We start from the raw sequence: 14,968 nt of genomic DNA, 5'->3' as shown, positions 1-14,968 counted from the left end.
CGGCAGTATCGTCCACCGTCGAGATGGACACGACGACTCCCGCCGAGCCGAACGGCGCAGACGCCGCCACCGACCGGGAAGGTCTCGTCGGCCGATTCCTCATCGTGGCCGGCCTCTGCGGGCTCGCCGTCGCCCAGCCCATCCTCGACCTCTTGGGCAGGAACCCGGCGACCTTCCGAATCAACCGGATCGAGCCGTCGGGCATCGTGCTCTTCGCCGTCGGCGTGGTCGTCGTTCCGCCGCTGCTCCTCTGGGCCGCCGGCGAAGCAGCGTTCGCCCTGAACCGTCGCGTCGGCCGCGTGGTGCACACCGCGACCATCGGTGCGCTGAGCGCCATGTTCGCCGTGCTCCTCGCGAAGGGTCTCACCACCGCGACGGTCGCGACGACCCTGGTCGGCATCGCGGGCGGCGCGGCCGGCGTCGTGGCCGCAGAGCGCCTGCCCGCGTTTCGCTCGTGGTCACGCCTCCTCAGCCTCACGAATCCGCTGTTGCTCGCGCTGTTCCTGTTCGCGGCGCCGGTGTCCGACACGATCTGGGCCGGGACCCAGGATGCCGCCGACGCCGCCGTCACGATCGAGGAGTTGGGCGACGACCCCCCTTCGGTGATCATGCTGGTCTTCGACGAGTGGGCGACCCAGTCCCTACTCACCACGGACGGGACGATCGACTCGGTCCGCTTCCCCAACATCGCGGCGTTCGCCGAGGACTCGACCTTCTACCGGCACTTCAGCGCGGTGAGTCCCTTCACCCAGAGCGCCGTGCCCGCCCTGCTCGACGGGCTCGACCCCTTCGGTGGACCCACCTGGGCCGATCATCCGAATTCACTGTTCAGCCTGCTCGGAGGGTCGCACCATCCGATCGTCGCGGAGTCGATCACCGACCTCTGCGGGCTGGAGAAATGCGGACTCCGCCCGGTTCCCCCACCCCTGCCCCAGGGCGAGCTGCCCGAGACACCTGATGTCGTGAGCAGCGTCGTCGACATCGACACGGACCCGCGCTGGAGGCGCCTCCTCGACACGACGGTCGAGTTGTGGCGGGACCGGGTGACGCCCGGCGCCGACGACACGGCGAACGCGTTCGACGACTTCGCCGAGGAGATCACGCCAGCGACCACGACCAGCACGACAGGACCCACCGCGAGGCCCGATCCCAACGAGGGGATCACCGACGACAACGCGGATTTCGAACGCTTCTTCGCGACCCAGGTGTTCGGTCAACCCGACCGGCATCGGCTGTTCGTCGACGCGCTCCAGCCGACAGACGTTCCGATCCTCGGCTTCCTCCACCTCATCCTCCCGCACCAGCCGTGGACCATCCGGGAGGACGGATCGTCCTACACCGTGGCCGACGATCGGTCGGTCTACGAGAACGATCTCGACGATCCGTGGCCGGTTGCCGTCAGCCGACAGCGTCACCTGCTCCAGGCCGAGTACGCCGATCGACTGCTCGGCGACATCCTGCGACGACTCGAGGAGATCGACGAGTACGACGACAGCATCATCGTCGTCGTGGGCGACCATGGCGTGGCGTTCGAGCCGGGCGAACCGAGCCGGCGAGTGACCGATGCGAACCTCGAGCAGATCACCTACGCCCCCTTGTTCATCAAGGCGCCGGGCCTCGATGCGGGGGTCGTCGACGATACAAACGTGAACTCCACCGACGTCCTGCCCACGATCGCGACCCTGCTGGGTGTGACCGTGCCGTGGGACGTCGACGGGGCCCCAGCGGGGTCGCCCGCGATCGAGCGCCGCGGCACGGCCAAGTACATCCATTCCTTCAGCGATGCGTTCGACTACGAGTTCCTGGGCATCGTCGACTACGACGACACCGAGGCGTTCGCCGAGCTGCTCGCCGGTGTCCCTGCACCCATCGGACCCGACGAGGACCGTCTCGCCGGCCTCACCCGCGACGTTCCCGGTGCCGACCTGATCGGCGCGACGGCCGATGACGTGTTCGGACCGCCGTCGGGGTCCGTGTCGGTCGATTCGGTCGAGGTCCTCCGACGCCCCGACCCGTCGGTGCCCCTGCGTGGGGAGATCTCGGGTCGAGTGCTCGCGGCCGCGACCGATTCGACGCTCCTCGCCGCCGTCAACGGCCGCGTCGTCGGCGTGTCCCGGCTCTACTCCCGCGGCGACGATGACAACCGCTTCGTCGTCCTCCTGCCGAACGGCGCACTGGAGCCCGACGAGAACACGATTCGTCTCGCGTTGCGAGACCCGGACGGCGTCGTCACCGAACTGGAGATCGAGGGTGACTGATCCCGCAGTACCCGAGCCGATCCCGGCCCTTCCGGCCGACCAGCGGCCCTTCGACGACAACCCGATCCGCACCGAGGACCTTCCCCCGACACCGACGCGCGACCGCAACATCAGCGTCGAGGCCTGGATCGATGCCCCGGAATCGGTCCGGAACGCCGGTGCCGACATCGGCGGCGTCCGGGTCGCATACAAGCGCCGTATCGGCCCATGGCTGCTGTGGCGGGCCGGGCCGGCCCGCGGGGCCGATGCCCGCTATGTCGCGGTCGACTCGGACGATCTCGGCCGACATCACACGTTCCGACTCTTTCCCGATGGCAGCGGCGACGGCACCGGCCCGAGCGGCACCCGCCACACACGATTCCGGGCCTGGAAGGAAGACCTTCTCGACCGGAGCTGAGCCTGCGCCGGCCATGCGTGCGCCACGAGAGGTTTCTCCTACGGCGGTAGGACAAACCGGGCACGACGAATAGACTTCCGGGCATGTCGACGGCTCCGCTCTTCGAAGTCCAGCCCGACCGGGTGCACGTGATCGTCGATGGTCGTATCGTCCGATCAGGCGGCCAGGAGCGCTCCACCCACCTCGAAGCCGAGGGCGACGAACGATTCGGAGACGGCGCATGACCCAGGATCCTCGACGGACACTGCCGGCCCGCATCAAGGACGACTTCCCGGTTCTGGCCCAGTCGGTCCACGGGGTTCCCATCGTCTATCTCGACTCGGGCAACACGTCGCAGAAGCCGCAGGCGGTCATCGACGCGATGAGCCACTACTACGAAGCCGACAATGCCAACGTCCACCGCGGCAGCTACGAGCTGGCGGTTCGGGCGACCGCCGCGATCGAAGGGGCCAGGGCGAAGGTGGCGGCATTCATCAACGCACCATCGGTGTCCGAGGTGATCTTCACGAAGAACGCCACCGAGTCGATGAACCTCATCGCCCGAGCGTGGGGCGGTGCCAACCTCGGCGCCGGCGATGCCGTGGTCATCTCCGAGATGGAACACCACGCCAACATCGTTCCCTGGCACATGCTCGCCGCCGAGAAGGGCATCGAGTTGCGGTGGATTCCGGTCGACGCCGACGGTCATCTCGACCTGACCGACCTCGACCGCCTCCTCGACGGCGCCAAGCTCCTGTCGATCACCGCGATGTCCAACGTGCTCGGCACCCTCAACGACATCCCCCGCCTGGCCGAAGCGGCCCACGCCGCCGGCGCGCTGATGGCGGTCGACGCCAGCCAGTTCGTGCCCCACATCGCCACCGACGTGCAGGCCATGGGCGCCGACTTCGTGGTGTTCACCGGGCACAAGATGCTCGGGCCGATGGGCATCGGCGTGCTGTGGGCGCCGGCCGAGATCCTCGACGCGATGCCACCCTTCCTCGGTGGCGGCGAGATGATCCTCCAGGTCACCAAGGAGGGGTTCACCACCAACGAGATCCCGTGGAAGTTCGAGGCGGGCACACCCATGGTGGCCGAAGCCGTCGGTCTCGGGGCCGCCGTCGACTATCTCAACGCCCTGGGCATGGACAACGTCCGGCGCCACGAGGTCGAGCTCACCGCCTACGCGATGCGCACCCTCACCGACGACCACGGCGACAAGATCACCATCCACGGCCCCGCCGAGCCGTCCGAACGGGGCGGGGTGCTGTCCTTCGTCTACGAGGGCGCCTCCGGCGAGGTCCATCCGCACGACATCGCCCAGGTGCTGGATCAGGCCGGTGTCTGTGTGCGGGCCGGTCACCACTGCGCCAAGCCGCTCATGAAGGTGCTCGGTGCCAACGCCACCTCCCGAGCCTCGCTCTACGTCTACAACGACGAATCCGACATCGACCAGCTCTCGGCCGCGCTGCACGCGGCCGACGACCTGTTCTCGTTCTGACCCGCTCCGCCCACCGCGAGGAAGCACCATGACCGGCCTCGAAGACCTCTACCGAGAGATCATCCTCGACCACTACCGCTCGCCGCGGAACCGGGGCGAGCTCGAGTCTCCACCCGCAGTGCGGGCCGACGGGTTCAACCCCCTGTGCGGCGACGAGATCATCGTGTTCATCGATGTCGACGACGACGGCGTGATCGCCGACATCGCCATCGGCGGCCAGGGCTGCTCGATCAGCCAGTCATCGGCATCCATGATGTCGGCCGCGATCAAGGGCAAGACCGTGACGGAGGCCCGCCAGCTGATCGGTGCGTTCAAGGGGCTGATGTCGATCCACGAGGCCGACATCGGCGGCGACGGCACCGAATCGGAGCAGGGGATCACGTTCAGCGAACACGACATGAGCATCGACAACACCGACGATCTGTCGCTCGGCGATCTCGAGGCGCTGCGCGGTGTGGTGAAGTTCCCGGTCCGGATCAAGTGCGCCACTCTCGGCTGGAACACGCTCGCCCAGGCTCTCGACGAAGCCCGCCCGATCACCTAGCGACTCACCCGAGCCCAGGGTCTTTGGTCCCGGGCGGGAAATGGGAAACTGCCGTACCTTCGGTCTGTGGCCGACGATGCACGCCCGACTTCCGACCGCCTGACTCCCGACGGCGACGTACCCAGCGGTTCGGTGGTTCCGCTGGGCCGCCGCATCGAGCTGCGGGGCCGGGGGACCACATTCGTCCGTCACGCACCCGGACCCGCCGGGGCACCCACGGTCATGCTGCTCCACGGCTGGCTCGCGACCGGCGCCCTGAACTGGTACCGCTGCTTCGAGCCGCTGGCGGAACACTTCAACGTACTCGCCATCGATCATCGCGGGCACGGCCGGGGTATTCGTTCCCGTCGACGATTCCGTCTCGCCGACTGCGCAGCCGACACCGCCGCCGCGCTCGACGCGTGTGGCACAGGGCCGGTGATCGCCGTCGGCTACTCGATGGGCGGTCCCATCGCCCAGCTCCTGTGGCGCGACCACCGCCACGTCGTCGACGGCCTGGTGCTCATCGCGTCGGGCGCCGAGTTCGTTCCCGGCAACCGCCACCGCTACGCCGCGTCCGCCCTGCTGGTTGCGTCGGCGGGCACACGGGTGGGTGCCGCGGCCACCTGGCTTCCCGGCCGACTGGCCCGCATGGCGATGCCCGACACCCGTGTCGGCGAGCGGCCGACCGAACTCATCTCCTGGGCCCGCAGCGAGATGGCCAAACAAAGTGGTCGCACGATGCTCGAGGCGGCCCACGCCATCGCCAACTTCAGCTCGAAACACTGGATCGGCGGGATCGACGTCCCGACCTCGGTCATCGTCACGGAGAACGACTCGGCGGTCGCGCCCGAAGCCCAGCTCCGCATGGCGATGGCGATTCCGGGAGCCCACATCAACCGAATCCCCGGAGGGCATGTCAGTTGTATCGACCCCGACTTCGGGCGCAAGGTGACCGATGCGTGCCTGGATGTCGCTCGCCGGATCGCGCTCGACGCGCCGACCGAGGAGGCGACTGCCTGATGACCTATCGCCAGGTCCCCGGCCCCGACGCTGCGTTCCTCTACGGGGAACGACCGGAATGGCACTTCCACGTGTCGGCACTCACCATCCTCGACCCGGCGGCGAGCGACCGTTTCTCGTTCGACGAGGTGGTGGCACAACTGCAACGACGACTGCACCTCTCGCCCCAGTTCCGTTGGAAGCTCCTGGAGAGTCCGCTGCACATGCGACTCGAACGCCCGGTGTGGATCGACGATCCGGATTTCGACATCGCCAACCATGTCCACCGGGTCGCGGCGCCGCACCCGGGCGATCGACGGGCGGTCGGTGAGCTCGTCGGCCAGCTCGTGAGCTACAAGCTCGACCGTTCTCGTCCGCTCTGGGAGATGTGGCTGATCGAGGGGCTCGAGGACGGCCGCGTCGCCCTGCTCGCCAAGATCCACCACGCGATCATCGACGGACAGTCGGGGTCCGAACTCGCGACCTTGCTCTACGATCTCGAGCCCGATCCGCCGCCCGACGACGAACCTCCCCCTTACGAGCCGGAGCCGGCGCCGTCGTTCGCCGAGCGCATCGCCATGGCGACCGGACATGCCGTGGTGTGGCCCATCCGAGCGGGCCGGTTCTCCCGGCAGGTGCTGCGCCAGGGCATCACCGTTGGGCGCCATGCCCTCGGTGGTGATCCGCCCGCCCAACCGCTGCAGGCCCCCCGTACCGTGCTCAACGGCCGCCTCACCTCCGACCGCAGCTTCGCGAGCGCAGCGGTGCGTCTCGACGACGCGAAACGGGTGAAGGACGCCTTCGGGGTGAAGCTCAACGATGTCGTGCTCGCGATCAGCGCCGGTGCGCTGCGCGGCTATCTCGACGCACGAAGCGCGCTGCCCGACAAGCCGCTGATCGCCCAGGTCCCGGTGTCGCTGCGAGCCGAGGCCGACGAGCACATCGGCACCAAGGTGGCCGCCCTGTTCTGCTCGCTGGCGACCGACATCGACGACCCCGGCGAGCGTCTGCGGGCCATCCATGCCAGCACGATCAGCGCCAAGGAGATGCGACGTGACCTCGATGCCGATCATCGCATCAACTGGACCGACACGCTTCCCCCCGCCGCCATCGCCCTGGCTGCGCGGTCCTGGAGCGCGGCCGGACTCGACGCTCGCACTCCCCCGGTCTTCAACCTGATCATCTCCAACGTGCCGGGACCGCCGTTCGACCTGTTCCTCGCCGGGGCCCGGGTCGACGCGATGTATCCGATGGGGCCGTTGCTCTACGGGTCGGGCGTCAACTTCACGGTCGTCTCGGATGCCGACGAACTGCACTTCGGGCTGATGTCGTGTCCGGCGCTCGTTCCCGACCCGTGGGCCATCGCCGATCGACTGCCCGCCGCGCTCGACGAACTGCTGGCCACCCTCGCCGACTGAGCCGAAAGAATCGTCAGGCTCGCTCGGCGACATGGCGACGAATCGCCACCGCGACCTCCGGTCCGACGAGCGCCTGCAGCTCCTCGGCGAGGTCGTCGGCCGTCGTGCGGTCGCCGACCTGCGCGTTGTCGCCCTCCGTGCAACACCACGCCATCGTCGCCCCGTCCGGGCCCCGGTCGTCGCGCCCCCAGCGACGGAGCCGAGCCGTGCCATCGCCACCGTGCTCGGCCACGAGCGGAAGCTGCCAGCACACACTCGGCTTCACGTCGATCGGCCGTTCACCGTCTCGCAGCGCCTGGAGATGCAGCGCACAGCCACCTCCACCTGCGAACCCGGGTCGGTTGAGAAACACACAGGCGCCGTCGACGGTGACGGTGCGGGCCCGACGTTCGTCCTCGAACACACCGTGGATCGCAGCCCATTCGGCGTACTGGAAGAGATCGGGGTCGAGCAGGGCGGCGAAGGCCGACACCGCCATTGCCTCCTCCTCGTCGAGGAGCTCGGTACCGACCGAGCAGCAGCCGTGCCCGAGCTCCTCCGCCGGCTCGTCGAGGATGCCCTGGCAACCGGCTCCCCAGATGCACGTCCACCGCGAGCCGAGGAAGCCGACATCGACCGTCCATCTCGTGCCGTCGACCGGGTCGACGAACTCCTCGAATCGTTGGATCACCATGCCGGGAGGCTAGGCGGCACTACGGTCGTCGCCATGACGGACATCCCGGCCGGCTGGTACAACGACCCCGAGGACGCCGCCCAGCTCCGCTACTGGGACGGGCTGCAGTGGACCGACCACCGTTCGCCCGTGCCGACGCACCAGAACGTGGCGAGCGGCGAATCGATGGCCGTCGTCAACGGCGCGTTCGCGCTCCTTCGCGACCGCTGGGTCTCCCTCCTCGCCATCGCCGGACTCGGAGTGGCCATTGCCATCGCTGGTGTCGTGATCGGCGTGCTCGGCCTGTCGCTGTCGCTCGAGCCCGGCCTGTTCGACATCATCGAGACCACGACCGACGCGAACTTCAATCCCGACATCGACCCGGTCGACGAGGCGTTCGTCGACTCGATCACGTGGGAGTGGAACGCAGGCATCGTCCTCGTCGTCGCCGGCTGGCTCCTGTTCCTCATCGGCATGTACGGCGGCATGGCTGCGGGGACGCTCCACCTGGCATCGGCCCGGGCCGGACGCCCCCGCAACGCAACCGCCTGTGTGGCGATGATGCTGCGCCGAGCACCACGATGGGTGGGCATCGGCCTGCTGTGGTCGCTCGTCTCGTCGCTTGCCGTCGCCGCCGTCGTGGCGGTGTTCGTGGTCGGCGTGATGATCTCGCCGGTGATCCTCGTGATCCTCGTCCCGGCAGCACTCGCCGGCGTGATCTACGGCTGGCCGTTCATGCAGTTGAGCGGCACGGGGCTCCTCCTCGCGCCCCGCGGCACGCCACCGTTCCGACACGTCGTGTCGCTGGTGCGGGCGAACTGGGGCGGCATCGCGCTGCGCTGCCTCGTGGTCAACCTCATCGCCTTCGCGTTCAACATCGCGATGAACGTCGTCGGCCTCATTCCCCTGGTCGGACTGCTCATCTCGATCCCGGCCACGTTCGCCCTGTACTCCTACAGCATCGGCGCCAACCTGCTGATCTACGAGTACGCCGGCGGGTCCGTCGACGCCACGATCCCCGACGCGGTCGCGGCCTGAGCAACGGATCGGGTCACGTCAGACGATCGACCTGCTGGATCCAGTCGCGGTCGGTGGACGAGATCCCTCCGGCATCGTGATCGGTGATGCGAATCCGGACCCGGTTGTAGACATTGGACCACTCGGGGTGATGACACAGTCGCTCGGCGATCAACGCAACCTGTGCCATGAAGCCGAACGCTTCGGAGAAATCCCGGAAGACGTATTCGCGGGTCAGCCCCGCGCCGTCGCGAGCCCAATCGTCGTGCTCGCGCAGCAGCGACGCGATCTCATTCTCGCTGAGCAGCGTGCCGGGCATCGTTCAGCGACCGTCGCGATAGCGACGGCGGAACCGCTCGCCCAGGCTCTCACCGGAACCCCGCGTCGGCTTGGGTTTGGGGGCGCGCTTCTGCGACTTCGGCGACTTGGGCGACTTGGGCGACCCACCCTTGCCCAGCGCTCGTCGCAGGCGGCCCCCTTCGCGCTTGCGGCGTTCCTCCGCGAGATCTGCCAACGCCGACGGAACGGCACCGTTGATGATGTCCTCGGCGGCGTCGAGCAGGGCCGCGATGCTGTCGTCGTCGCCCAGACTCTCGGGCTCGGGGGGAGTCTCCGGCGTGACGAGCGAACCGTGGGCCCAGTTCACGTCGGCCAGACGCCTGGTGTATTTCCCGCAGTTCGCCGGGCAGCGCCACGGCGCCTCGGGGGCGAGGTCGAGGTCGCACTTCCGAACGGTGTCACCGTTGGGGTAACTCCGGGACTCGAAGTACTTGCAGTCCTGACGCATCGGCATGGGGACCATTGTGGCGCGGCCGACGGCGCTTTTGGCACAGGGCGGCCGGGCCCCCCGGACTGCGACGCCTCATGGCGACAACAACAGCCCGAGCGACCGATTCGGCAGGGACAACCCGGGGAAGACGGCGCCCCGCCATGGCCGGAAGCCGTGGCTGGCCGCCGCGTCGGCGAGCACACGGCGAACGTCGACCCCGACCGGCCAGACCTCGTCGTCGGCCATCGACGGGAGGTCGCCGTGGACTCCCCCGACCACCTGGTCGCCGATCGCGAGCGCGACGCCGCCCCGGCCGTGCTCGGTGCCACCGCTGCCGTTCTCGTCGATGGCGCGGCCGAACTCGCTCACGACGACCACGGTCACGGGGTCGTCGCGCCGTGCCTCGACGTCGCGCCCTCGGCTCACCTCGGACCAGAACGCGGCCAACGCGCGAGCGAGCCGATCCAGCTTGTGGGCAAGCACCCCCGACCGGCCGTCCCCCTGGTCCACATGGGTGTCGTAGCCCGCGTGGTCGATGCCCACGAGTCGCAGCCCGGCATCGCTGCGGCGCATGTCGACGATCGTCGCGAGGCAGCGGCCGAGGTGTCCCTCGGGATAGCCGCGAGCGAGGCGATCGGCCGGCGAACTCCAACGGGCGTCCGACCATCGGATGTCGTCGAGCGCGGCGTCCGGCGCAGCGGCCGCCGCAGTGGGCGCACCGAGAGGAACCCCCGCACACGCCGCCTGAGCACCGACGGTCACCGGCCGGATCGGCCCCACCCCACCGCCGACATGGCCACTGGAGAGACCGTCGAACATCGGATGCGGCCCGTCGCCGAACGACCACACCGCCTCCGGGCCCATTCCCTCGAAGCGAAGGAGCCTCGTCGCCCAGCCCTCCGACTGCTGCCGTCCACCGCGGTGGACGAACTCGCGGGACGGAAGGTGGTTCCGATTGCCGCCCTGGTCGTCGGGAACACCGACGCCGCCGATGACCGCGAGCCGGTCCGAGCGTCCGGCCAGCTCGTACAACGGTTGCAGCGCCGGATGGAGGCCCAGCCCCCGACCGAGGTCGATGGCGCCGTAGCGATCGCCGGGCGACGCCACCGCCAGACCGGGGCGGCGTGCGGCGTAGGTCCGATCGGCGAACGGCACCAGAAGGCTCAGCCCGTCGAGGCCGCCCACGAGGTTGACGACCACCAGGGTGCCCTTCGGCCCGGCGATGCCACGTCCCTGAGCGGTCGCGCTCGGGCCGGGGAGAACTCGTGACTCCACGATCCTCGTTTTCGACCCGCGACCGGCCCGCCTGTAGGTATTTCGGCCCAGAGTCTCCGGCGCGGTCAGCCGCCGTCGATCGGCCCGAACACGCCGTCGAGCAGGCCGATCGACAGCGTCTCGATCCGATCGGCGGCCTTGCGATGGACCCGCCTCGATCGGCCGTGGGGATCCTCGATCTCGTCGGGGCCCGACCCGAGCAGGTCGGCGGCTTCGCGGACGGCGGCGCAGCGAGCCACCCGCTCGGCCGGCGAACCGGCGAGGTCGTCGGCCTCGCCGAGCCACGCGACGAGGCCGCCGAGGGTGTGGATTCGTGGCGATGCGCCCTGGATCGAGACGGTGAGCTCGCGGGCATGGGCGCGCTCCATGGTCACCACGAGGTCGACCCCCGAGAGCATCTCCGCGTCGAAGCGACGAGACCGATGATCCGACGCATCGATCCCGCGTTCGGCCAGGACCTCGAGCACGATGTCGGACGCCGGCTCGTCGTCGAAGAGCAGACCGCACGACTCGACGGCGACGTCGAGTCCCCGCCGATCGATCTCGCGACGCAGGAAACGCTCGGCCAGCACCGACCGGCAGATGTTGGCGGTGCACACCGTCAGGATCCGGAACGGTCCGGGTCCGTGGCTCGTCGCGGCCATGGGGCCGGCTCAGTCGATGCGACGGAGGCCGGCCGCGAACTGCCGGCCCCGCGCGATGTAGGTGTCGACGTTGAGCTGCGAGTGACCCTCGGGAACGGCGTCCTCGCGGATCTTGGCCGGCACCCCCAACGCCATCGCGCGGCGCGGCACGATGACCTTCCCCGGCACCATCGCCGCGGCACCGACGAGCGCATGCTCGCCGATGACCGCCTCGTGCAGGACGATGCTGCCCGTCCCGACCAGCGCGTGGTCGAGCACCGTGCAGCCCTCGAGATGTGCGAGGTGACCCACCGTCACGAAGTCGCCGACCGTGGTCGGGTGCACCGGTGTGCAATGGATCACCGCGCCGTCCTGGATGGACGAACCCTCCCCGATCGAGATGATGTTGTCGTCGGCCCGGATCACCGCCTGCGGCCAGACCGATGCATCGGGACCGATGACGGCGCTCCCGATGATCGTCGCCTCGGGATGGATGTAGGCCGACGGGTGGATCTCGGGAACGCGGTCGCCGATGGCGTAGACCGGCACGTCAGAGTCCCTGGTATCGGCCGTAGCCGCCCTGGAAGAAGAGCAGCGGTCCTCGCGCCGGCGCGTCCTCGGCCGTGGTCATCGACTGCACGAGGCCGACGACGATGTCGTGGTCCCCGCCGTCGTAGACGGCGTGGATCGAACAGTCGATCGTCGCGATCGCCCCCGGTAGCAGCGGCGCACCCGTGCTCTCGGTGGTCCAGTCGATCCCCTCGAACTTGTTCTCCGCCTTGCTGGCGAAGACACCGCAGATGTCCTGCTGGTCGTGGCCGAGCACGTTCACGCAGAACGCGCCGGTCGTCTGGATCCGCTGCCACGTGGACGACGACTTGGCCGGGCAGAACATCACGAGGGGCGGGTCCAACGAGACGCTGGCGAAGGAGCCGATCGCCATCCCGGCCGGTCCGTCCTCGTCGGCACCCGTCACCACCGTCACACCCGTGGGGAAATGGCCCAGTACGCGTCGGTACTCGCTGGAATCGATCGACATGTCTTGCTCCTCACCGCAGCGCTCCGGAGGCGCTCGCATTCGGAGCGCACGGTAGCGCCCCGCTCAGTCGTCGGCGGTGACGGAGAGCTTCAACCCCTCGGTCGCGCACAGGACCGAACGCACCCCGCGGCATGCCGCGATCGACGCGATCCGCTCTGTCATCTCGTCGAGGTCCTCGTCGGTGTGGCTGGGGTCGTGGTGGAACAGCACCAGTGTCCGCACCCCCGCCTGGGCCGCGACCTCGACGGCGTACTCGGGCGTGCAGTGCCCCCAGGTCGACTTCGCCTCGAACTCGTCGGCCCAGAACTGGGCGTCGTGGATCAGGACGTCGGCGTCGCGACACAGCTCGAGGACACCCGGATCGACATGATCGGGACGCCCCACCGGCTGCTGGTGATCCGGGATGTAGGCGACGGCCACGCCGTTGCGGGTCACGCGGTACCCGTTGGTCTTCCCACAGTGCGGGACCGGCCGGACCATCACCTGGGTGCCGTCGATCTCGAAGTCGTCGTGATGGGCGTCTCTGAATTCCACCGTCGCCGGCAGGTCGGTCACCTCGATCGGGAAGAACGGCGGGCTCATGAACTCGGCGAACGTCTCGGCCATCGTCTTGCCGCCATCGCCGGGCCCGTAGACGTGCAGCGCCGTCTGGGGCGACTGCAGCGGGGTGAAGAACGGAAGACCCTGCACGTGATCCCAGTGCAGGTGGGTGACGAGGGCGTGCACCGTCATCGGGTCGCCATGGGACAGCGAGCAACCCCACGGGCGCAATCCCGTGCCCAGGTCGAACACGACCGGATCGTGACCGACGGCCTCGATCGAGACACAGCTCGTGTTGCCGCCGTAGCGCTGCACGGACGGGCAGCTGCACGGCGTCGACCCACGGACACCGTGGAACGACAGATCGATCGTCGTTGCTTCCCCCATGTGACCCGGACGGTAGCCAACAGCCGGTCACCGCGTCGAGGGGTGTGTGACGGATTTCTCTCGATCACCGCGATTCTGGCAGTTGAAGTGTCATCACCGGCCGTGAGTAGTGTGGTGCGATGACCACCACCCCGCCGCCTCTGCCCGACGGTCTCGTCGCCGTGGTGAAGAAGGACTGCCCGACGTGTGTGCTCGTCGCCCCGGTCCTCGAGGACCTCGCCGCACGTGCCGGGCTGACGGTGATCTCGCAGGACGATCCGGAGTTCCCGACGGCGGCCGACTGGGTGGTCCACGACGACGATCTCGCGCTGTCGTGGCACCACGAGATCGAGACGGTGCCGACCCTCGTGCGGGTTGTGGGCGACGACACCGGCGAGCGGATCGAGGGATGGTCGCGCGAGCAGTGGGAGTCGTTCACCGGCGTGTCGGATCTCGGCATCGGCCTGCCCGATTGGCGACCGGGATGTGGCTCGCTGAGTGTCGACCCGACCCGCACCGACGAACTGGCCGTCCGCTTCTCGGGATCGACGCTCACGAGTCGCCGGATCGAGATCGCCGCACTCGAGGACGAGTGGGAAGCCATGTGGGACCGGGGTTGGAGCGACGGTCTCCCGGTCGTTCCGCCCACCGAGGCCCGGGTGCTGCGCATGCTCGACGGCACGACGCGTGCCCCCGACGAGATCGTCGCGATCGTCCCTCCCGACCTGGTCGCGTGCACGGTCGAGAAGGTCGCGGTCAACGCCGTCATGGCAGGGTGCAGGCCCGAATACCTTCCGGTGGTGCTGACCGCCGTCGAGGCCGCGTGCACCGACGAATTCAACATGCACGGCCTCCTGGCGACCACGATGCCGGTCGGACCGGTGCTGATCGTCAACGGCCCGATCTGCGAAGAGATCGGCATGAACAGCGGGCTCAATCTCCTCGGACAGGGCAATCGCGCCAACAGCACCATCGGCCGTGCGCTCCAGCTCGTCATCCGTAATGTCGGTGGCGGCAAGCCGGGCGGCGTCGACCGGGCGACGCAAGGAAATCCGGGAAAGATCGGTCTCTGCTTCGCGGAGGACGAGGCCGGATCGCCATGGGACTCCTTCGCCGAGTCGCGAGGCTTCGCCAAGGGAGCATCGACCGTCACCCTCTTCCCCGGCGAGGGCCCGCGACTCCTCTTCGACCAGAAGTCCAGATCGGCCGAGTCGCTCACGAAGCACTTCGCCGAGATGCTGCGCACCTACGCGAGCCCGCGGATGGTGATGCAGTTCGAAACCGTCGTCGTCATGTCGCCCGAACACATGAACCGCTACCGCGATGCCGGTTGGGACCGCGCCCGCTTCCTCGAGGAACTGAACGGGCATCTGATGATCGACGGGGCCGACATCATCGCCGGCGCCGACGGCATCGAGGAGGGCATGCCCGAGTTCGTGAAGGACATGCAACTCCCGAAGTACCCGCCGGGTGGTATCCATGTGGTCCACGGTGGCAGCCATGCCGGCCTCTTCTCCGCCGCCATCGGCGGGTGGGTGACCGGAGAGATCGGTAGTGTCACAGTGACCCGCGAGATCGCCACGTAGCGAGACAGCCGAGTAGGAGACCC

17 protein-coding genes are annotated in these 14,968 nt (G+C 68.7%); 9 read left to right on the top strand and 8 right to left on the bottom strand.

Translation table 11 applies throughout. From position 1 onward, the window contains the following. The first annotated feature begins 23 nt into the window (after positions 1-23). The 7 genes from R2707_01635 to R2707_01605 all read left to right on the top strand — a co-directional run bounded on the left by R2707_01635 (position 24) and on the right by R2707_01605 (position 7,078). Positions 24-2,258, top strand: coding sequence for a sulfatase-like hydrolase/transferase (locus R2707_01635; GenBank protein MEZ5243770.1), 2,235 nt, complete (start codon positions 24-26; stop codon positions 2,256-2,258). Further along, positions 2,251-2,655, top strand: coding sequence for a hypothetical protein (locus R2707_01630; protein MEZ5243769.1), 405 nt, complete (start codon positions 2,251-2,253; stop codon positions 2,653-2,655). The genes R2707_01635 and R2707_01630 overlap by 8 nt, the downstream gene beginning before the upstream one ends. Positions 2,656-2,738: 83 nt before the next feature. Continuing rightward, positions 2,739-2,879 carry a hypothetical protein gene (locus R2707_01625; GenBank protein ID MEZ5243768.1) on the top strand — a complete coding sequence of 47 codons (141 nt, stop codon included), beginning with the start codon at positions 2,739-2,741 and terminating at the stop codon, positions 2,877-2,879. Next, positions 2,876-4,135 (top strand): SufS family cysteine desulfurase, encoded by a 1,260-nt coding sequence (locus R2707_01620; protein MEZ5243767.1) that lies wholly within the window; start codon positions 2,876-2,878, stop codon positions 4,133-4,135. The genes R2707_01625 and R2707_01620 overlap by 4 nt, the downstream gene beginning before the upstream one ends. Before the next feature lie 28 nt (positions 4,136-4,163). Then, positions 4,164-4,679, top strand: coding sequence for an SUF system NifU family Fe-S cluster assembly protein (locus R2707_01615; GenBank protein ID MEZ5243766.1), 516 nt, complete (start codon positions 4,164-4,166; stop codon positions 4,677-4,679). A 66-nt stretch (positions 4,680-4,745) separates the two neighbouring features. Beyond that, positions 4,746-5,681, top strand: a complete 936-nt coding sequence (locus R2707_01610) for an alpha/beta hydrolase (GenBank protein MEZ5243765.1) — start codon at positions 4,746-4,748, stop codon at positions 5,679-5,681. After that, on the top strand, positions 5,681-7,078 hold the full coding sequence (locus R2707_01605; GenBank protein ID MEZ5243764.1) for a wax ester/triacylglycerol synthase family O-acyltransferase: 1,398 nt from the start codon (positions 5,681-5,683) through the stop codon (positions 7,076-7,078). The genes R2707_01610 and R2707_01605 overlap by 1 nt, the downstream gene beginning before the upstream one ends. A 13-nt stretch (positions 7,079-7,091) precedes the next feature. Here the strand turns inward: R2707_01605 and R2707_01600 are convergent, their stop codons facing one another. Continuing rightward, on the bottom strand, positions 7,092-7,751 hold the full coding sequence (locus R2707_01600) for a hypothetical protein (GenBank protein MEZ5243763.1): 660 nt from the start codon (positions 7,749-7,751) through the stop codon (positions 7,092-7,094). 33 nt (positions 7,752-7,784) lie between these two features. Here R2707_01600 and R2707_01595 point away from each other — a divergent pair, with 33 nt between their 5' ends. After that, on the top strand, positions 7,785-8,768 hold the full coding sequence (locus R2707_01595) for a DUF2510 domain-containing protein (protein ID MEZ5243762.1): 984 nt from the start codon (positions 7,785-7,787) through the stop codon (positions 8,766-8,768). A gap of 13 nt (positions 8,769-8,781) precedes the next feature. Here R2707_01595 and R2707_01590 read toward each other — a convergent pair whose 3' ends face one another. From R2707_01590 to R2707_01560, 7 genes are all read right to left on the bottom strand, one after another. After that, positions 8,782-9,066 (bottom strand): 4a-hydroxytetrahydrobiopterin dehydratase, encoded by a 285-nt coding sequence (locus R2707_01590; protein MEZ5243761.1) that lies wholly within the window; start codon positions 9,064-9,066, stop codon positions 8,782-8,784. A 3-nt stretch (positions 9,067-9,069) separates the two neighbouring features. Next, positions 9,070-9,540, bottom strand: coding sequence for a hypothetical protein (locus R2707_01585; GenBank protein MEZ5243760.1), 471 nt, complete (start codon positions 9,538-9,540; stop codon positions 9,070-9,072). Positions 9,541-9,609: 69 nt separating this feature from the next. Then, on the bottom strand, positions 9,610-10,791 hold the full coding sequence (locus tag R2707_01580; protein MEZ5243759.1) for a DUF1501 domain-containing protein: 1,182 nt from the start codon (positions 10,789-10,791) through the stop codon (positions 9,610-9,612). A gap of 65 nt (positions 10,792-10,856) precedes the next feature. Beyond that, positions 10,857-11,435 carry a hypothetical protein gene (locus R2707_01575; protein MEZ5243758.1) on the bottom strand — a complete coding sequence of 193 codons (579 nt, stop codon included), beginning with the start codon at positions 11,433-11,435 and terminating at the stop codon, positions 10,857-10,859. 9 nt (positions 11,436-11,444) lie between these two features. Further along, entirely contained in the window at positions 11,445-11,963 is a 519-nt protein-coding gene (locus tag R2707_01570) for a gamma carbonic anhydrase family protein (protein ID MEZ5243757.1), read from the bottom strand. 1 nt (position 11,964) lies between these two features. After that, positions 11,965-12,453, bottom strand: a complete 489-nt coding sequence (locus tag R2707_01565) for a flavin reductase family protein (GenBank protein ID MEZ5243756.1) — start codon at positions 12,451-12,453, stop codon at positions 11,965-11,967. A gap of 63 nt (positions 12,454-12,516) precedes the next feature. Next, positions 12,517-13,380: an MBL fold metallo-hydrolase gene (locus R2707_01560; GenBank protein MEZ5243755.1), complete on the bottom strand. Its 864-nt coding sequence runs from the start codon at positions 13,378-13,380 to the stop codon at positions 12,517-12,519. A gap of 119 nt (positions 13,381-13,499) precedes the next feature. Here R2707_01560 and R2707_01555 point away from each other — a divergent pair, with 119 nt between their 5' ends. Continuing rightward, positions 13,500-14,945: a thioredoxin family protein gene (locus R2707_01555; GenBank protein ID MEZ5243754.1), complete on the top strand. Its 1,446-nt coding sequence runs from the start codon at positions 13,500-13,502 to the stop codon at positions 14,943-14,945. The last annotated feature ends 23 nt before the right edge of the window (positions 14,946-14,968 follow it).

The organism is Acidimicrobiales bacterium (genome assembly GCA_041394245.1).
Lineage (GTDB): Bacteria > Actinomycetota > Acidimicrobiia > Acidimicrobiales > Aldehydirespiratoraceae > JAJRXC01.
This window is presented reverse-complemented; position numbering and strand designations above follow the sequence as displayed.